Below are 18,457 nucleotides of genomic sequence, written 5' to 3' on the forward strand. Positions count from 1 at the left end.
CTCTCCCTTGAGAAGTATGTGAGTGCCGAAGAAGTTGGCAACACGGTAGAGCTTACCGAGCTACTTAGGGTGCGCAACTACAAGTTTTGCCGCGGATACCCCTGCGTACCCCCGCAGGTACCGTCGAAGCCCCCGGCACATGTGCGGTCACCGAGGGGGCCGTAGCGGTGCCTGGCTGGCCCTGTGGTGGACGTCCACATGCGGTGGCGTCGTCTTTGTTCGGCTATCCCCGTTGTGGCGCGTGTGCACCTGCTCAAGGCGGAGCCTCGCAAGCCCCCCGGAGGGGTCTCCCCCTACCCCCTTTTTCTGGCATGCCTCTGGTGCTGGGCTTTGTGGAGTGCGAAAGTTGGGAGATGCGCCCCTGCATAAGCGTATGAAGCATCTCATATAGTGGGATATAACGTCTCACCCAGTGAACATGTTCCCTAATGTTGCCGCATCCACCCTAACGCGCCTACGGTTCCACAGAGACTTAAGGAGCGGTAGAGTGAAGGCAGGGACGGGGAGAACCAAGCGCCAAGGCGGGGGTAGGCGGGGACCTTTTCCCACGTATCTCCCACGGAGGGCAAAAACGGCTAGTTGATATACCCTCTGAAATGCACAAACAAAGTCAATGGGTTAGCCCCCCGCTGGCCCCACAAAAAGCAGAACCCCCGGTCGCCACCGACCGGGGGTTCCTCTTGCCTTGGAGGGACGCCAGGTTCACGTCTCCCGGGGCCTCTCAGTCAATGAGAATACCGAAGTACTCCGCACCAGCCCTCCCCTACTTCAACAGCCGCCCGACGGCCGCGGAGACCTCGTCGAGCTTCTCCAACGCCTCGTCCTCCCCCTGCTGTGCCGCGTGCAGCACGCAGTGCTGCATGTGGTCGTCCAGCAGGGCCAGGGCAACACCTTTGAGCGCCGACTGCACCGCCGACACCTGGGTGAGGACGTCGATGCAGTACGTGTCCTCGTCCACCATGCGGTGCAGGCCACGGACCTGCCCCTCGATCCGCTTCAACCGGGCGAGGTAGCGCTTCTTGTCCGCACTGTAGCCGTGCACACCGTCCTGCTCATCCACCCCGTCGCCGGCGCTACCGGAGGTGTGGGTGCCGCAGCCGCAGCCGCCCTTGTCGGCGTCAGTACCGGCGCCGGCGTCAGCACCGACCACAGCGTCGTCGGTCAACAGGTTCTCAGGCACGTCCCACTCCTTCATCGAAATATTTCTTTCACCCCCGACAATACCCCTGCAGGGTATGCGGATCAATAGCCGCGGGCGATCCACTCCTCCAGGTGCGGTGCCTCGTCACCGATCGACGTCGCGTCACCGTGACCGGTGTACACCTCGGTCTCCCCCGGCAACGTCAACACCTTCGACCGCAACGACTCGACGATCGTGTCGAAGTCACTGAACGAACGCCCCGTGGCCCCGGGACCACCGGCGAACATCGTGTCGCCGCTGAGCAGCACCTTCGCCTCCGGCAGGTACAGGCAGCACGACCCCGGCGAATGCCCCGGCGTGTTGATCACCCGCAGCCGGGTCCCGGCCACGTCGAAGACCTGACCGTCCGCCAGGTCCTCGTGCCCCACACCAGGGTGGGTCTGGTTCCACAGCATCTGGTCACCCGGGTGCACGTGGATCTGCGTGTCCAGACGCTCCGCCAGCTCCGGGGCCACCGTCACGTGGTCGTTGTGCGCGTGCGTGCAGATCACCCCACGCACCGTCCTGTCCCCGACCGCGTCGACGATCGCGTCGGCGTCATGGGCGGCGTCGACGACGACCACCTCGTCATCGTCACCGATGACCCAGATGTTGTTGTCGACCTCCCACTCACCGCCGTCCAGGGCGAAGACCCCGTGGGTCACCACCCGGTCGATGCGCAGCCCGGTACCCGAGCTGCCCGAAACCCCGGTCGATCCCTGCGCGTTCACAGCTCCACCACCGAACGCAGCACCGAACCCTGCTTCATCTTCTCGAACGCCGCCTCGACGTCGTTGATGCCCACCCGGTCGTCGACGAAGTCGCCCAGCGGGAAACGGTCCTGCAGGTACAGCTCCGTGTACATCGGGAAGTCCCGCTCCGGCAGGCAGTCGCCGTACCAGGAGGACTTCACCGCCCCACCACGGGCGAACACGTCCAGGAACGGCAGCTCCAGGGTCATCTCCGGGGTCGGCACACCGACCAGCACCACACGTCCGGCGAGGTCACGCATGTAGAAGGCCTGGGTGAACGTCGCCGGCAGACCGACCGCGTCGACCACGACGTCCGCACCGACCCCGCCGAGGATCTCCTGGACGGCCTGTACCACCGGCTGGTCCTCCCCGGTGCCCTCGCCGGACAGGTCGGACGGGTTGACCGTGTGCGTCGCACCGAACGTCAGGGCCCGCTCCAGCTTCGCCTCCGACAGGTCCACGGCGATGATCGTCGTCGCCCCGGCGAGCTTCGCCCCGGCGATCGCGGCCATGCCGACACCACCGGCACCGATGACGGCCACGGTCTCGCCACGCTTGATCTCACCGGTGTTGACCGCGGCACCCAGCCCGGCCATCACACCGCAGCCCAGCAGCCCCACGGCCGAGGGGTCGGCCTGCGGGTTGACCTTCGTGCACTGGCCCTCGTAGACCAGGGTCTTCTCCGCGAACGCGCCGATGCCCAGCGCCGGCTCCAGCTCCGTGCCGTCGGCCAGGGTCATCTTCCGCGAGGCGTTGAAGGTGTCGAAGCAGTACTTCGGCTCACCCTTCTTGCACGCCCGGCACTCCCCGCACACCGCGCGCCAGTTCAGCACCACGAAGTCGCCCTCGGCGACGTGGGTGACGTCCTCACCGACGGTCTCCACGACACCGGCGGCCTCGTGGCCGAGCAGGAACGGGTAGTCGTCGCTGATCCCGCCGTCGCGGTAGGCCAGGTCGGTGTGGCAGACCCCGCAGGACTGCACGCGTACGACCACGTCGTTGGCACCGGGGTCCGGGACGACCACATCCACCAGCTCCACCTCGGCGCCCTTGCCGCGTGCGATGACTCCCTTGACCGTTGTACTCACTTGGCTGCTCTCCTCATGTCCGTGACTTTATGGTGCCCACGAGGATACGGATGATTCCCCGCGGTCGCGTGAGGTCCTCGGGGTAGGGTGGGGGTCGAACGTCACCTTGCCCGTCCTGCCCCCAGTACGCACCAGGAGAGAATTTTCATGATCCAGCTGGTCATCGGAGCCGCCGCCGGATACGTCTTCGGCACCAAGGCCGGACGCCGCCGCTACGAGCAGATCCGGCGCGGCTACGAGGCTGCGGTCAACTCCCCGGCAACGCGTCGCGCCGTCCAGGCCGGTCGCAAGGCCCTGGCCGACCGGATCGACCCGGAGCCGCGCATGCGCGAGCTCCGCGACGTGCGCGGAGTCAACGGCACAAACGGGATCGACGAGCTGGACGTCCTCGAGAACGACGCCGCCGAGTACGAGGAGGACATCTTCGTGGAGGCCGAGCAGCCGCGCATGCGCGACGCCAAGGGCCGCCCCGTCAGTGAGCAGGACGGCTCGGGTGCCGCCTCCACCGGACGGGCGGGCAGGTTCGCCCGCCGACGGGCCTAACCGCGCAGGTCGCCGTAGCTCTGCGCCTGCTCCTGCAGGGTGCGCCGGTACTTCTCCAACGCCATGAGGTCGGCGAAGGTGTTGTTGTACTCCTGCTTCTTCGCCCCGCCCTGGTCCGGACGCATGCGCTGCATCCGTGACTTCAGCTCGGCGATCTCCATGCCGACCCAGCGCTCCTCCATCCGGGCGACCACCGCACCGGCGTAGAACTGCAGCCGGTCGCGCTCGCACCGCGGCACCTCCACGGCCAGCTCGCTGATCACCGCGCGGCACATCACGTCGTCGGTGGCGGAGGTGACCGCGTCGATCCAGTCGGCACCGGCGGCGTGGCGTCCCCCCTCGCCCACCGAGCCGACCCCGCCGGCGGCGGCGAGCGCCGAGGCCACGGCCACGTAGGTGGGGTGCTCGAAGGAGTCCGGCAGCAGTCCGTCGGCGTCCGAACCCACCATCTCCGGCTCCTGCAGCATCAGCTTGAGCACCTCGCGCGCGGGCTCCAGGTACATGTCCGACGGGTCCGGACGGCTCAGCATCGAGGTCACGTTCGACCCGGCGGCCGCCCCGGCCTTCTCCGCCTCGGCTGAGCGGCGTGCCAGACGCGCCACGCCCTCCTTGAGCTCCGGGCCCTGGCTGCCGCGGCGTCCCTTCGCTGCCTCCGCACGCACCTGGCTGACGACCTCGGTGGGGTCCGGCCAGCTCAGCCAGCCGGCGGCCTGGCGGGCGTACTCGTCACGCAGGGCATCGTCCCGGATGCCGGCGAGCACCGGGACGATCCGGCGCATCGCCTCCACGCGGCCGTCGATGTGGTGGGTGTCGTAGCCGCGGATCACCGTGCGGATGACGAACTCGAACATGGGGATCCGGTCGGCGACGATCTCCCGCACCGCCGCATCACCCTTCTCCATGCGCACGTCGCAGGGGTCCATGCCGTCCGGCGCGACGGAGACGTAGCTGCGTCCGGTGAACTTCTGGTCGCCCTCGAAGGCACGCAACGCGGCCTTCTGCCCGGCCTCGTCACCGTCGAAGGTGTAGATGATCTCGCCGCGGAAGAACTGGTCGTCCACCATGAAACGACGCAGCATCTGCAGGTGGTCCTCGCCGAAGGCCGTACCGCAGGCGGCGACGGCGGTCGGCACGCCCGCGGCGTGCATCGCCATCACGTCGGTGTAGCCCTCCACCACCACGGCCTGGTGGTCCGAGGCGATGGACTTCTTCGCCAGGTCGATGCCGAAGAGCACCTTCGACTTCTTGTACAGCAGTGTCTCGGGGGTGTTCATGTACTTGCCGAGGTTGTCGTCCTCGAAGAGCTTGCGCGCGCCGAAACCGATCACGTCGCCGGCCACCGAACGGATCGGCCACAGCAGCCGACGGTGGAAGCGGTCGATCGGGCCACGGTTGCCCATCCGGCTCAGGCCGGCGTCCTCCAGCTCCTTGAACTCGAAACCGCGGCGCAGCAGGTGCTTGGTGAGCGTGTCCCACCCGGCGGGGGCGTACCCGCAGCCGAAGGTGTCCACGATCTCCCCGTCGAACCCACGGTCGCGCAGGAACGCCCGCGCGGTCTCCGCCCCGGCGTCCTCCTGATCCTTGAACCGCTCCATGTAGAACTCGTGGGCGGCGCGGTTCGCCGCCACCAGACGCTGCCGGGTCCCCGGCTCGACCCGGTTCACCGGGCCACCGCCCTCGTAATTGATGCGGAAGCCGATGCGCTCGGCGCACTGCTCCACGGCCTCCGGGAAGGTGACGTGCTCCATCTTCATCAGGAAGCTGAAGACGTCGCCGCCCTCGCCGGTGGCGAAGCAGTGGAAGTAGCCCTTGTTCGGGCGGACGTGGAAGGACGGTGTCTTCTCGTCCTTGAACGGGCTGAGCCCCTTCATCGAGTCCACACCACCCGGGGTGAGCTGGACGTACTCGCCCACCACCTCCTCGATCGGGGTCTGCTCCCTGATCGCGGCGATGTCGGTGTCCGGAATCCGCCCTCGTGCCATGCGACCATGATAGCCACCCGCGCCAAACCCGCCGCACATACACCGGATGTGGTCCGGTGTGGTCTACTGACCACCGTGGCTACACCGAACAACAAAGTCCTCGGCGGTCTCGCCGGCGCCGCGATCGTCCTCGTCGCCGGCTACCTCGGCATCGACGCCGTCACCGACGACAACAGCAGCGACAACAGCTCCGGCAGCTCCGGCAGCGAGGCCGACACCTGCGCGGTGGCCTCGCTGCCCGAGGACGCCGACGAGGTCATCGACTCCATCCTCGGCGACGGCACCTTCGCCCACCCCGACCACGACGGCAAGCATTTCGGCAACTACGAGGGCGTGCTGCCCGAGGAGTCCGGCGACTACTACCGCGAGTACACCGTCACCACCCCCGGCCTGGACCACCGTGGGGCGAGGCGCATCGTCGTCGGCGGTGGGACGGACACCGACCCGGACGTCTGGTACTACACCGCCGACCACTACGAGAGCTTCTGCGCCATCCCCGACGCCGAGGACTGACTCGGTACTTAACCCCAGGCGGCGCTGATCGCCGAGGCCGACCGGTCCAGCCGTTCCAGACGCGCCTCGGTCAGTGAGGCGACCTGGTCGATGACCACCCGCAGGCGGTCGGCGTCCGTCGCGGCGGCCTCCCACCAGGGACGGAACAGCAGGTCCAGGCTGCCCGGCGCGCCCTGCGTGAGGTAGTTGGTGACGCGGAAGATGCGGTCGCGCTGGCGCTCCTGGTCTGCCAGGTGGCGTCCCTCGTCCATGACGTAGAGCACCGCCAGGGACTTCAGCAGCACGACCTCGGCCTTGACCTCCGCAGGGATCGCCAGGTCGGCGGCGTAGCGCCCCAGCGGGACACGGTGATCACCGGCGCCGTCCGACAGGTGGGCCTGCCGGGTGGCGGTCACCGCCGCGGTAACGAAACGGCTGACCAGCTCACTGGTCAGGCCCTTGAGCGCGGCGAGGTCCTGGAGGGTGCCGTGGAAGTCCGCGGCGCGCGCGATCGGCGGCATGCGACGCAGGCGGTCCGCGGCGTCCAGCAGCTCCTCGGGGTCGCCGCCGAAGGCGCGCGCACCCTTCTCCGCCAGGGCGGCGAGTTCCACGAGGTCCCACAGCACGTTCATGCTGATGCGCCCGGAGACGATGCCGTCCTCCACGTCGTGCACCGAGTAAGCGACGTCGTCGGCCCAGTCCATGATCTGGGCCTCGAGGCACTTGCGTCCCTCCGGGGCGCCCTCACGGATCCAGGACAGCACCTCCAGGTCGTCGGTGTAGCAGGAGTACTTGCGACGCCGCGTCCCGTCGGGCGCCGTCGGCCCCCACGGGTACTTGCAGGCGGCGTCCAGCGACGCGCGCGTGAGGTTCAGCCCGTAGCTGCGTCCGTCCGGCCCGACGGTCTTCGGCTCCAGGCGCACGAGGATGCGCAGGGTCTGCGCGTTGCCCTCGAAACCGCCGCAGGACGCCGCGGCCTCGTCGAGTGCTCGCTCGCCGTTGTGCCCGTACGGCGGGTGGCCGATGTCGTGCGTCAGCCCCGCGAGGTCGGCGAGGTCCGGGTCCACGCCCAGGGTCTTGCCGATGCCGCGGGAGATCTGGCCGACCTCGAGGGAGTGTGTGAGCCGCGTGCGCGGGGTGTCGCCGGAGCCGGGCCCCACGACCTGCGTCTTGTCCGCTAGACGCCGCAGCGCCGCACTGTGCAGCACGCGCGCACGGTCGCGGTCGAAGTCGTCGCGGGCGTCGGGCACCGCGCCGTCGACACCGAGCGACTTGCCCGGCACCCCGATGATCCGGTCCAGGTCATGGGCGGTGTAGCCGTATCGTTGCACGGTGTTCCTGCTCCCTCTTCTCAGTGGTGGTCAGTCTTCGTCAGTCTTCGTCGACGGTGTAGTCACCGCCGCCTTCCTCGGTCGCCCGGTAGTACATCAGCCCACCGGTCTCGTGGATGATCGCGTCCAGCTGTTCCTTGCGGCTCGACACCGCCGGCCCCTGCCTGGTCGGCGAGGCGTGGGCGTCGACACCCTGGTCGCCGACCATGCTCGTGGCGCGCAGCGAATGGTTCGGGTCGGTGACGACCAGCACGCGGTCCCACCCGTTCTCCTCGGCGACCGGGGCGAAGGCCTCGGCCGAGCCGAGGGTATCGGCCCCCTCGTTGATCTCGGTGATCGCCTCGTCCGGCACGCCCTGCTCTCGCAGGTAGTCCGCGCCGGCCTCGGCCTCGGTGTACACGTCGCCCTCGAGCTTGCCACCGATGGTGGTGATGTGCGCCGACACCCCCTCCTCGTAGAGGTCCACGGCGTGGTCGAGACGGGCGGCGAACCACTGCGACGGGGTGCCGTTGTACTGTGCCGCGCCGAGGACGAGGATCGTGTCCGCCTGCGTCCGGTCGTCCTGCCGGGCGTACGCCCAGACGTGCGCCGCCGTGGCGAGCGTGAGGACGATGGCGATGACGACCGTGCCGACGACCATGTAGATCAGTCCACGTATGCCCGCACCGGCGGTACGTCCTGCGGTGCTGCCCAAGGTTCTGCCGTTCATGGGCCTAAGACTACGCACCCGAGTTCGCGGATTTCGTTATTGTGGGATGCATGTATGCTGCGAATCACTCCCGGAATCTTTCCCGGCCCTCCCCCTCCGTCCGACTCCGGCGCTTCGCCGCCTCGGTCGCCGTCGCGGGGATGGCAGGGGCCGGTCTGGGACTGGGGCTGGGGGCCGGTTCCGCCGCCGCGGCACCTGCAAAGGACGTGGCCCAGAACGTGGCACAGGACGCTGCGACGACCGTGCTCGCGCAGGGCACCGCCACGGAATCCGACGCCTCCACCGACATCACCCTGGACTCCCAGGTCGTGGACCAGGCAGGCGTGCTCTCCGACTCCGAGCGCAGCTCCATCGAGGAGACCCTCGCCGACGGGCCGTCCGAGACCGGGGTGAAGGGGTACCTGGTGTACCTCGACGGCGTCGAGGACCGAGATTCCCTGGCGAACCAACTGCAGTCAGAACTCCAGATCAACAACGGACTGGTCATCGTCGTTGACACCTCAACGGGAGGAATCAGCACGGTTCCTGGCGAAAGCGTGCCCAACAGCGTCACCGAGGACGTGAACTCGACGATCAGAGACAACATGGGAGGTGGAAACTGGGCGGCAGGTGGTCAGGCCGTCGCCGACGTTCTCGCCGACGTCACCCCGGCCTCCACCTACGCCTGGGGCGGCGCTGCGGCCGTGGTCGTGGTCGGCGGTGCCGGCGGCGCTGTCTGGTACTCGCGCAAGAAGAAGCACGAGAACGAGGCCGAGCAGCTGGAGTCCGCCCGTACGATCACCCCCGACAACACCGACGACCTGTCCCAGCAGCCCACCCACGTCCTGCGCACGCTGGCCAGCGAGGAACTGCACAGCACCGACGAGTCGATCCGCAAGGGTCACCAGGAGCTCGACACCGCTGAGGCGGAGTTCGGTGAAGAGCGAACCCGCGACCTACGCAAGGCCCTGGAGGTGTCGAAGAAGGCGCTCGCACGCGCCTACGACACCCACCAGCGGCTGCAGAACGGGCTGTTCAGCGGCGAGCACGAGGAACGTGCGCAGCTGATCGACATCATCTCCTCCTGCGGCACCGCCGACGAGAACCTCGACGAACAGGCCGAGCGCTTCGCCACCCTGCGCGAGAAGCTGATCGACGCCCCCGAGATCGTCGAGAAGTTCTTCCAGCAGACCGTGGAGCTGCGCTCGCGGATCCCGCGGTCCAGGGAGATCCTGGAGTCCCTGTCCAGCAAGGTCGACCCGGAGCTGCTCGAGTCCGTGGCAGACAACCCCGACATCGCCGAGGCCGAGATCTCCGAGGCCGAGCAGGCGATCACCCGTGCCCGTGAACTGCTGAACCTGCCTGCCGGCCAGCAGGGCGAGCTCATCGACGCCGCCGGTTCCGCACACCTGGCGATCAAGCAGGCAGACAGTCAGCTCTCCGCCGTGGAGCACGCCGAATCCCAGCTGCACGAGGCGCAGGCCAGCCTCGACTCGCTCATCCAGGAGGTCGACGAGGAGATCACGGAGGCCACACACCTGGCCGCGAGTAACGCCGAGATCGACCGCGCGGAACTGGGCAAGGCGGTGGAGCGGGCGAAGACCGCGCTCGCCGCGGCACGTGAGAAGGGCGACAAGGATCCGCTGGGCACCTACTCCGAGCTGCTGGACGCCGACGGTGAACTCGACATCCAGCTCGACGAGGCCCGCGGGGCGGAGAACAACTACCAGCGCACCCTCGGGATGGTGGACCGCACCATCGCCGACGCCACCAACCACCTGCGCGCCGTCGAGGACACCATCCACACCCGTGGCCGCATGATCGGCGTGGAGGCCCGGTCGGCCGCACAGTCGGCCGGTCAGGCCCTGGACGCCGCACACCAGCAGCGCGACACCAAGCCCCGCGCCGCCTTCACTGCGGCTCAACAGGCCAATGCCCTGGCCCGCCAGGCCTCCCAGCTGGCCCGTCGTGACATCGAGGAGTACAACCGCCGCAACAACTACTACGGCCGCGGTGGTGGCGGAGGCGGAAACCTCGTCGCCGGCGTCGTGCTCGGTTCACTGCTGAGCGGCAACGGTGGATTCGGCGGAGGCTTCGGTGGTGGAGGCGGTGGCTTCGGTGGCGGGGGCGGTGGCTTCGGTGGAGGCGGCGACTCCTTCGGTATCTGACGCGCCACATCCCCCCCCCCAACCCAGGTCACAGGTTCCCCGGAAGGGATCAGAGGCCTGGGTTTCTCCATGTTCGAGGCCCACCGAGGTACCCGACTACCCTCGGCTCCATGACCACCCACTACTTCACCGCGTCCAGTCTCGACGGGTTCATGGCCACCGCCGACCACTCACTGGACTGGCTGACGTCCCAGGACTTCGACTGGGACGGGCCGATGTCCCCCGAGCAGTTCACCGAGGGGATCGGCGCGCTCGCCATGGGCGCCACCACCTACGAATGGCTGCTGGCCAACGCCGACGACTGGCCGTACAGTGCGCCGACCTGGGTCTTCACCCACCGTGACCTCCCCGGCGTCGAGAACGCGGACATCCGGTTCACCCAGGATCCGGTGGCCGAGGTGCACGCGGCGATGACGTCCGCCGCCGGTGACAAGGACCTGTGGATCGTGGGGGGCGGGGATGTCGCCGGGCAGTTCGCCGACGCCGGTCTCCTCGACGAGGTGTGGATCCAGTACGCCCCCGTCACCCTCGGGTCCGGCGCTCCCCTGCTCCCCCGTCGCCTCGACCTGGAACTCGTGGAGACAATGAGAAACCGGGCGCTGGTCTGCGCCCGGTTTCGTGTCGTCCGCTAGAACGGACGTCGGCTAGGACCTCAGAGGAACCCGAGGAAGTAGAGCACCAGGAACGGGATCAGCACGATCAGGAAGATCGACAGCCGCCAGGTGGTGGACAGCACCCGGGTCTCCATCGCGTGCCGTGCGACCCACGACAGGAACACCTGCACGTCCAACGGGAGCTTCTTGCCCGACCCCACGAAGGAGACGTGCACGTTCTTCAGCCCGCCGTTCTCCGAGCTGAACTGGCCGATCTTCCTCGCATTCGACAGGTCCAGCGGCTCGTCCGGATCCTCCGGCGCCTTGAACAGCACGAAGTCCTTCTTCGACTCCGCGTGGATCAGCACACGGTGCCGGTCGGCGACGCAGCTGACGTTCTTGGACGCGCCGAAGGTCTTGGCGTCCCCCACGGCGGTGAACACCTGCGAGCCGGTGTCCTCACCCGTCGTCGCCGTCATCCGCGGCCCCTCGTCCGCCTCGAGCTGCCAGGTGTCGCCACCGAAGCGGATCGACGCGACGTCGCGCTCCACGGAATACTCACCGACCCGGTCCATGTCGCTGGGTAGCCCGGCGTAGATCGGGAAGGTGTGTCCGTCGGACGGGACCGTCCAGCGGATGTCAGGGTTCGGCATAAGGGGATCCGTCCTCCGTCTAGCAGCCGGCGAGACGCTCGGCGAGGTATCCCTGCAGCTTGTCCATGCTGACACGCTCCTGGGACATGGTGTCGCGCTCGCGCACGGTGACCGCGTTGTCCTCCAGGGAGTCGAAGTCGACGGTGACGCAGAACGGCGTGCCGATCTCGTCCTGACGACGGTAACGACGCCCGATGGCACCGGAGACGTCGTAGTCGACGTTCCACAGGCCACGCAGCTCCTCGGCGACCTTCTCGGCCGTCGGGGTCAGCGTCTCCTTCTTCGACAGCGGCAGGACGGCGACCTTCACCGGCGCCAGACGACGGTCCAGACGCAGGACGGTGCGCTTGTCGACGCCGCCCTTCGTGTTCGGCGCCTCGTCCTCGAAGTAGGCGTCGACGAGGAAGGCCATCATCGCACGACCCAGGCCGGCGGCCGGCTCGATGCAGTACGGGATCCACCGCTCGCCCGACTCCTGGTCGAAGAAGCTGAGGTCCTCACCGGAGTGCTCGGCGTGGGTCTTCAGGTCGTAGTCCGTACGGTTGGCGACACCCTCGAGCTCGCCCCACTTCGAACCGGCGAAGTTGAAGGCGTACTCCACGTCCACCGTGCGCTTGGAGTAGTGGGACAGCTTCTCCTTCGGGTGCTCGAACAGACGCAGGTTCTCCGGGTCGATTCCCAGGTTGACGTACCAGTTGAACCGGTCGTCGATCCAGGTCTGGTGCCATTCCTCGTCCTCGCCCGGCTTGACGAAGAACTCCATCTCCATCTGCTCGAACTCGCGGGTACGGAAGATGAAGTTGCCCGGCGTGATCTCGTTACGGAACGACTTGCCGGTGTTCGCGATACCGAAGGGCGGCTTCTGACGGGACGCACCCATCACGTTCTTGAAGTTGATGAAGATGCCCTGGGCGGTCTCCGGACGCAGGTAGTGCAGGCCCTCCTTGTCGTCCACCGGGCCCAGGTAGGTCTTGAGCAGGCCGGAGAACTCCCGCGGCTCGGTCCACTTTCCGGGCTGGCCGGTGACCGGGTCGTTGATGTCCGCCAGGCCGTTGGGGGCCTCGTGGCCGTGCTTCTCCTCGTAGGCCTCCAGGAGGTGGTCGGCACGGTAGCGCTTGTGGGTGTACAGCGACTCCACCAACGGGTCGGAGAACACCTCCACGTGGCCGGACGCCTCCCACACCTGCGTGGGCTGGATGATGGAGGTGTCGACACCGACGACGTCCTTACGGGAGGTCACCATGTGACGCCACCACTGGCGCTTGATGTTCTCCTTGAGCTCCACGCCCAGGGGACCGTAGTCCCAGGCGGAGCGCGTACCGCCGTAGATCTCACCTGCAGGGAACACCAGTCCCCTGCGCTTGCAGAGGTTGACGACGGTCTCGATGTTACTTGCGGCCATGGGCTCCGGGCACTCCTCGAAAGACGGTGGGGTAGACGGTCGTTCAGACAATCACGCCCATGATACCGGGGACGTCACACGGAAGCACCCGGCGGGTCCGACCCCACCCGCCGCCGGCACGGGCCGGGCTCATCAAGGCATTAAAAAGGACCCGCGAAGGGGGGGGGTTATCGCGGGTCCCGGCCACGCTGTCCTCCGAAGAGGATGGGGCCTTGTTCCCCGTTTGGTGGGATGGACTTAGGGGGGGACAAGCCATCCCTGGGGAACTGGCCTTAATTTACGGGTGCCCAGCCACCCCTGTCAAGTCCGACACCACGACCTCAGAGAAACCACCCTCACCTGCATTTTCCTCGGTCACCACCCGTCGCCTCCCCGTCCCCCGAAGGTCCCACCAGCGGGGCTGCAGGACGATGCCCCGCAATGTCGCTAATACGCGACTTTTCCTTCCCGCGCGCAGGCGCGAACGGTTAGGCTGGGGGCACGATGAACACACCCCAGATCGGACAACGAAACACCCGTCAGCGTGCCGCCGTGGTCGACACCCTCGACGGGATGACGACGTTCGCCAGCGCCCAGGACATCCACGCCACCCTTACCGAGCGCGGGCACAAGGTCGGTCTGACGACGGTGTACCGCACCCTCCAGCAGCTCAACACCCAGGGCATGATCGACACCCTGCAGGACGACAGCGGGGAGATGCTCTACCGCAGCTGCAGCTCCGTGCACCACCACCATCACCTGGTCTGCACGTCCTGCCGCAAGGCCGTGGAGATCGACGGCGGGCCGGTGGAACGCTGGGCCGCCGAGGTCGCCCAGCAGCACGGCTTCGTGATGACCGGGCACACCGCCGACGTCTTCGGCCTGTGCGCCGACTGCGCGAAGAATCAACGCAAGGGCTGAGCAACCGGCAGACCCGGACGGGTCACTCCGTCGCCACGTCGCCACTACGTCGCCGCGACGTCGAACAACGTGCCCAGCGCGAACGTCGCCGCCGCGGCACCCAGGCCGATCGCCAGCTGACGCAGCGCCCGCTTCCACGGGGACATCCCCGACAGCAGCCCGACCAGCGCGCCGGTCACCAGCAGCACGATGCCCACCAGCACGCACGCCACCACGATCGACGACAGTCCACCCATGCCGAAGATCAGCGGGACCACGGGCACCAGTGCGCCGACACCGAAGCACAGGAAACTCGACACCGCCGCCGACAGACCCGACCCGCTGGACTCCGCCTCCGCGACGACCTCGTCGTCGACCTCCGCGTCGAACTCCACGTCCGCAGCGTCAGCAGTGTCCGCGGAGTCCTTGATGACCTCCAGGCGGGCGATCTCGGCGAACACCTCGCGCGCCTTGCGTCCGGCGGCCTCGGAATCCATGCCACGGGCGCGGTAGACCAGCTCCAGCTCATTGCGGTCCACGTCCAGCTTCGGCACGGCCGTACTCGCGTTCGGGTCCGGGTGGGACGCCTCGAGCAGCTCCTTCTGGCTCGTCACCGAGACGTACTCCCCCGCCGCCATCGACAACGCGCCGGAGAGCAGCCCGGCGATGCCGGCGGTCAGCATCGTCGCCTGCCCGGCACCCGCGCCGTACATGCCGAGCAGAAGAGCGAGGTTCGACACCAGACCGTCGTTCGCCCCGAAGATCGCCGCACGGAAGTCGCCGGACATCTTCGCCCGCCCCCGGGCCGCCAGACCACGCACCACCTCGGCGTGGATCGCCTCGTCCGCCGCCATCTGCTCGGTGGCGTCCTCGTCGGAGAGGTAGTGGTTGCGCGACTCCGCCGACTGCAGCAGCGCCAGCACGAACACCGACCCGAACCGACGCGCCATCCACGCCATCAACCGGGTGTTGACCCCCGCCTTACGCGGCAGGCCGACGTCGTCGCCGAGCCGCTCACGCCAGTACTCCTCGTGCCGCGACTCCGCCTCCGCGATCGCCAGCAGGATCTCGCGCTCCTCCCCGGTCCGCTTCCGGGCGAGCTCGCGGTAGACCGCACCCTCCGCGCGCTCGTCGGCGAGGTAGCGGCGCCAGCGGTTGAGCTGCTGCCGCGTCGGCGCAGCGTCCGGTGTGTCGTCCGGTGTCTCGTCCGGTGCGGTCATTTCACACCCCCGAACCGTCGGTCACGTCTGGCGTACTCCAGCACCGCGGCCTGCAGGTGCTCCGGGGTGAAGTCCGGGAAGAGCACGTCCTGGTACACCATCTCCGCGTACACCGACTGCCACGGCAGGAAGTTCGACGTTCGCTGCTCGCCGGAGGGGCGCAGGAAAAGGTCCACGTCGGGCATGCCCGGGTCGTTCATGTAGGCCGACAGGGTCTTCTCCGAGATCTCCCGCGGCTTCATCCGCCCGGCGGCGACCTCCGCGGCGATGGCGCGGGTGGCGTCGGTGATCTCGGCGCGTCCCCCGTAGTTCACACACATGACCAGCGTCAGGCGGGTGTTGTCCTTCGTCTGCTCCTCGGCCTTCTGCAGCTCGGAGATCACCGAACGCCACAGCCGCGGCCGGCGCCCCGCCCACACCACGCGCACACCCTTGGCGTCCAGCTCGTCACGACGCCGACGCAGCACGTCCCGGTTGAAACCCATCAGGAAGCGCACCTCGTCGGTGCTGCGCCGCCAGTTCTCCGTGGAGAACGCGTACGCCGACAGGTAGCCGACCCCCAGCTCCAGGCACTCGTCGACGATGTCCATCAGCACGCCCTCGCCCCGCTTGTGCCCCTCGGTGCGCGGCAGCCCCCGCTCCTGCGCCCACCGGCCGTTGCCGTCCATCACGATGGCGACGTGGCGGGGAATGAACTCGGCGGGGATCTCAGGTCTACTCACGACCAATATTGTGCCAGACCACCACTCACAGGGACGAGAAAGCACGGCAGGGGGTCTCCGTCTGGTTGCGCACGTGCGACACCAGCAGCTCATGGGCGATACCCAGCACCCGGGGGCCGTCGGACGCCGCGGCGACCTCCGCGACGGCCGCCAGGTCGCCCGCCCTCCCGCGCGAGAGCAGCCACAGCACCCGCACCGACTGCGCCGGCGGCGTCGACGCCCCGGGAGGACGGCACGACGTACAGACCGCCCCACCCGCCAGCGGGTGGAACGCCCGGTGCGGGCCCGGGCGCCCGCACTGCGCGCAGTCCACCAGGCTCGGCGCCCAACCTGCCATCCCCAACGCGCGCAGGACGAACCGGTCCGCCTGCGTCCGCGGCGGGATCGCCGGGACGTCCTGCGCAATATCCGGTGCGGCGAACGCGGCGAGCGACTCGTCGAGCAGGTCGACGACGTGCGCGGCGTCCTCTCCCGACCCCTGCACCGTCAGCTCGGCGACCTCCAGCATCGCCACGCCGGCGTAGAACCGGTCGACGTCCGCGCTGACCTGCGGGGCGTAGGTGTGCACGGTGACGGCGTCGGTGACGTTCGCCAGGCCCCCGTCCGGCTTCGACCGGTTGCGCCCCGGATAGACCTGCACGTTGACCAGGCAGAACCGGTCCAGACGGGCGCCGAAGCGCGACTTCGAGCGTCGGACGCCCTTGGCCACCGCACGGACCAGGCCGTGTTCACGGGTCAGCAGCACCACGATGAGGTCCGCCTCCCCCAGCTTGTGGGTGCGCACCACGAAGCCCTCGTCCCGGTACTGGGGACGAGGGCTCCTGGACATGGTGACCAGTCTACGACTGGTCGGCCGGTTGCCGTCTACCGAGGCCTACCGAGGCCGGACGACGTCAGTGCCGGCCGGTGGAGCGGTCGTCGCGCTCCAGCAGACGCTGGTCGATCGCCTGCGCCGACTGCGCGATACGGATGTTGGAGAGGTAGAACTCCAGCATCATGCGCAACGACATCAGCATGAACAACATGCCGACGGTGAGGATGATGATCCCGAACAGGCCGAGGAAGAAACCGCCCACCCCGAGCTCGGCGGCCGGGACGAACAACGCGAAGAGCACGTAGCCCACCCACATCAGGGCGATGAAGGCGAAGCCCAGCGCGTAGGCGAACTTGATGATCGACGGGGTGGCATAGCGGGTGAAGCTGAAGTCAAACAGCGCGGAGAAGAAGGAGTCCTGGCCGGTACCCACGCCCTGCCCGGGGCCGGACGGTGCGGCATGGGCGCCGTAGGCGTAGGAGTCGTCCCCCGACTGCGGCTGGGCACCGAACGAGGGGAACGCACCCGGATTCGGGTTCGAACCTGCGCTGGAACCCGCGCTGGAACCCGCGCTGGAACTGCCGGCTGAGCCGTCGCCGGGGTTGCTCCACCGGTTCGGACGGTACTCGCCGTTGCTGTTTCCGCCGTTGTTGCCGTTCTCGTTGCCGTTCTCGTTGCCGTTCTCGTTGCCGCTGTCGCCGGGCGTGGTCATCAGTGTCTCCTGGGAAGCTGGTGATTGGTCCCGTCGAGAATATCACCACGCCCCCAGGAATCCGGGCCGAGCGCGCAGAGCGGAGAGTGACCCAGAAGGGCGGAAATCGAGCGTGGGATGCTTGAACCGGTCGATTCAACCATCCCACGCTCGATCTTCGCCCCTGCGTCTGCGGGCACCGGGTACCAAGTTGGACCTGGCGGCGTTGAGTTGCCCTAACTCACCGCCGCCAGGTCCAACTTGGTACCCCGGCAGAAGGTCGGTGCCCTCTAGAAGCCCAGGCGCCCGAGCTGCTTGGGGTCGGACTGCCAGTTCTTGGCGACCTTCATCCGCAGATCCAGGTACACGTTCTGGCCGAGCAGGTCGATCAGGCTCTGGCGGGCGTTGTGGATGATCCGGCCCCACCGGCGGTTGTCCTTGCCGCGCAGGATGCGCTTCTGGCCCTCGCGCTCCAGGAAGATCACCGCGTGGACCTCGAGGACGTTCTCTCGCTCCTCGGACGGCAGGACCTCGTCGATCTGGACCGCCACCGAGTGCGGCAGCTCGTCGTGCAGGCCCGACAGCGCGGCCTCGCGGATCAGCTCGGACATCCGGGTGTCCCGGTCGTCGTCGGTGACGTGGTCGTCCGGGTAGAACTTCGGCCCCTCCGGCAGCAGGCCGGTGAACACGTCCAGCAGGACGTCGAGCTGCACGCCGTCGGCGGCGGAGACCGGCACGACCTCGCCGGCGTCCAGCAGGTCGTGCAGCGCCATCAGCTGTGCACCGACCTCGTCCTTCGACGCCTTGTCCAGCTTGGTGACGATACCGACGACCGGGGTGCGCGGGGCGGCCTTGCGCACCGCGTCGAGGATCCAGCGGTCGCCGGGGCCGATCTTCTCGTCGGCCGGGATGCACAGCCCGATCACGTCGACGTCGGCGTAGGTCTCCTTGACGACCTCGTTGAGCCGCTCACCGAGCAGGGTGCGCGGGCGGTGCAGCCCCGGGGTGTCGACCACGATGATCTGCGAGTCCTCCCGGTGCACGATGCCGCGGATCGGGTGACGCGTGGTCTCCGGCTGGTCGGCGGTGATCGCGATCTTCTCCCCGACCAGCGCGTTCGTCAGCGTGGACTTGCCGGTGTTCGGGCGGCCGACGAAGCTGACGAACCCGCTGCGGAAGCCCTCCGGCGCACTGAAGTCCACCGGCGCCACCATGGCGTCGGACGGGACGTCCGCCTCGTCGGGGAAGTCCGGGAAGTC

Annotated in this window: 17 protein-coding genes and 1 pseudogene; 5 read left to right on the plus strand and 13 right to left on the minus strand. The window is 68.1% G+C overall.

From position 1 onward, the window contains the following. Positions 1-763 precede the first annotated feature (763 nt). The 3 genes from ACT3TD_RS08705 to ACT3TD_RS08715 all read right to left on the minus strand — a co-directional run bounded on the left by ACT3TD_RS08705 (position 764) and on the right by ACT3TD_RS08715 (position 3,020). Entirely contained in the window at positions 764-1,060 is a 297-nt protein-coding gene (locus ACT3TD_RS08705) for a metal-sensitive transcriptional regulator (protein WP_367620321.1), read from the minus strand. Between the two features lie 182 nt (positions 1,061-1,242). Continuing rightward, positions 1,243-1,911: an MBL fold metallo-hydrolase gene (locus ACT3TD_RS08710; protein WP_301443667.1), complete on the minus strand. Its 669-nt coding sequence runs from the start codon at positions 1,909-1,911 to the stop codon at positions 1,243-1,245. Beyond that, positions 1,908-3,020, minus strand: a complete 1,113-nt coding sequence (locus ACT3TD_RS08715) for an S-(hydroxymethyl)mycothiol dehydrogenase (protein ID WP_301443666.1) — start codon at positions 3,018-3,020, stop codon at positions 1,908-1,910. Before ACT3TD_RS08715 ends, ACT3TD_RS08710 begins: the two co-directional genes overlap by 4 nt. Before the next feature lie 147 nt (positions 3,021-3,167). Here ACT3TD_RS08715 and ACT3TD_RS08720 point away from each other — a divergent pair. After that, a pseudogene (locus ACT3TD_RS08720) lies at positions 3,168-3,398 on the plus strand (hypothetical protein); the annotation flags it as partial. 161 nt (positions 3,399-3,559) lie between these two features. Here the strand turns inward: ACT3TD_RS08720 and dnaG are convergent. Then, a complete protein-coding gene (dnaG, locus tag ACT3TD_RS08725; RefSeq protein WP_441582168.1) occupies positions 3,560-5,545 on the minus strand; it encodes a DNA primase in 1,986 nt (661 codons plus the stop codon). Between the two features lie 66 nt (positions 5,546-5,611). Here dnaG and ACT3TD_RS08730 point away from each other — a divergent pair, with 66 nt between their 5' ends. Beyond that, positions 5,612-6,058 carry a ribonuclease domain-containing protein gene (locus ACT3TD_RS08730; RefSeq protein WP_441579680.1) on the plus strand — a complete coding sequence of 149 codons (447 nt, stop codon included), beginning with the start codon at positions 5,612-5,614 and terminating at the stop codon, positions 6,056-6,058. Between the two features lie 8 nt (positions 6,059-6,066). On the opposite strand, the gene ACT3TD_RS08735 is transcribed toward ACT3TD_RS08730, so the two are convergent. Together ACT3TD_RS08735 and ACT3TD_RS08740 are read right to left on the minus strand one after the other, a co-directional pair. Then, positions 6,067-7,368, minus strand: a complete 1,302-nt coding sequence (locus ACT3TD_RS08735) for a deoxyguanosinetriphosphate triphosphohydrolase (RefSeq protein WP_301444138.1) — start codon at positions 7,366-7,368, stop codon at positions 6,067-6,069. 40 nt (positions 7,369-7,408) lie between these two features. Beyond that, the gene (locus ACT3TD_RS08740) at positions 7,409-8,077 is read right to left on the minus strand and encodes a YdcF family protein (protein ID WP_301444137.1); all 669 of its coding nucleotides are present in this window, start codon (positions 8,075-8,077) and stop codon (positions 7,409-7,411) included. A gap of 50 nt (positions 8,078-8,127) precedes the next feature. On the opposite strand from ACT3TD_RS08740, the gene ACT3TD_RS08745 reads away from it, so the two are divergent. After that, positions 8,128-10,224 carry a TPM domain-containing protein gene (locus tag ACT3TD_RS08745; protein WP_441579678.1) on the plus strand — a complete coding sequence of 699 codons (2,097 nt, stop codon included), beginning with the start codon at positions 8,128-8,130 and terminating at the stop codon, positions 10,222-10,224. A 110-nt stretch (positions 10,225-10,334) separates the two neighbouring features. After that, entirely contained in the window at positions 10,335-10,856 is a 522-nt protein-coding gene (locus tag ACT3TD_RS08750; RefSeq protein WP_301443418.1) for a dihydrofolate reductase family protein, read from the plus strand. Between the two features lie 20 nt (positions 10,857-10,876). Here ACT3TD_RS08750 and ACT3TD_RS08755 read toward each other — a convergent pair whose 3' ends face one another. Further along, complete coding sequence (locus ACT3TD_RS08755) at positions 10,877-11,470, minus strand: hypothetical protein (RefSeq protein ID WP_301443417.1); 594 nt, start codon at positions 11,468-11,470, stop codon at positions 10,877-10,879. A 19-nt stretch (positions 11,471-11,489) separates the two neighbouring features. Beyond that, complete coding sequence (locus ACT3TD_RS08760; RefSeq protein WP_301443416.1) at positions 11,490-12,872, minus strand: glycine--tRNA ligase; 1,383 nt, start codon at positions 12,870-12,872, stop codon at positions 11,490-11,492. Between the two features lie 483 nt (positions 12,873-13,355). On the opposite strand from ACT3TD_RS08760, the gene ACT3TD_RS08765 reads away from it, so the two are divergent. Next, positions 13,356-13,772: a Fur family transcriptional regulator gene (locus ACT3TD_RS08765; RefSeq protein WP_301443415.1), complete on the plus strand. Its 417-nt coding sequence runs from the start codon at positions 13,356-13,358 to the stop codon at positions 13,770-13,772. Between the two features lie 44 nt (positions 13,773-13,816). Here ACT3TD_RS08765 and ACT3TD_RS08770 read toward each other — a convergent pair whose 3' ends face one another. The 5 genes from ACT3TD_RS08770 to era form a co-directional block, all read right to left on the minus strand. Next, a complete protein-coding gene (locus ACT3TD_RS08770) occupies positions 13,817-14,971 on the minus strand; it encodes a VIT1/CCC1 transporter family protein (RefSeq protein ID WP_301443414.1) in 1,155 nt (384 codons plus the stop codon). Beyond that, a complete protein-coding gene (locus tag ACT3TD_RS08775) occupies positions 14,968-15,693 on the minus strand; it encodes an isoprenyl transferase (RefSeq protein WP_301443413.1) in 726 nt (241 codons plus the stop codon). The genes ACT3TD_RS08770 and ACT3TD_RS08775 overlap by 4 nt, the downstream gene beginning before the upstream one ends. Before the next feature lie 25 nt (positions 15,694-15,718). Further along, entirely contained in the window at positions 15,719-16,522 is an 804-nt protein-coding gene (recO, locus tag ACT3TD_RS08780) for a DNA repair protein RecO (RefSeq protein WP_301443412.1), read from the minus strand. A gap of 64 nt (positions 16,523-16,586) precedes the next feature. Next, positions 16,587-17,219: a DUF4282 domain-containing protein gene (locus tag ACT3TD_RS08785; protein WP_301443411.1), complete on the minus strand. Its 633-nt coding sequence runs from the start codon at positions 17,217-17,219 to the stop codon at positions 16,587-16,589. A gap of 269 nt (positions 17,220-17,488) precedes the next feature. Further along, entirely contained in the window at positions 17,489-18,412 is a 924-nt protein-coding gene (era, locus tag ACT3TD_RS08790) for a GTPase Era (protein WP_441579722.1), read from the minus strand. Positions 18,413-18,457 lie beyond the last annotated feature (45 nt).

The organism is Corynebacterium sp. AOP36-E1-14, from assembly GCF_052377495.1.
Lineage (GTDB): Bacteria > Actinomycetota > Actinomycetes > Mycobacteriales > Mycobacteriaceae > Corynebacterium.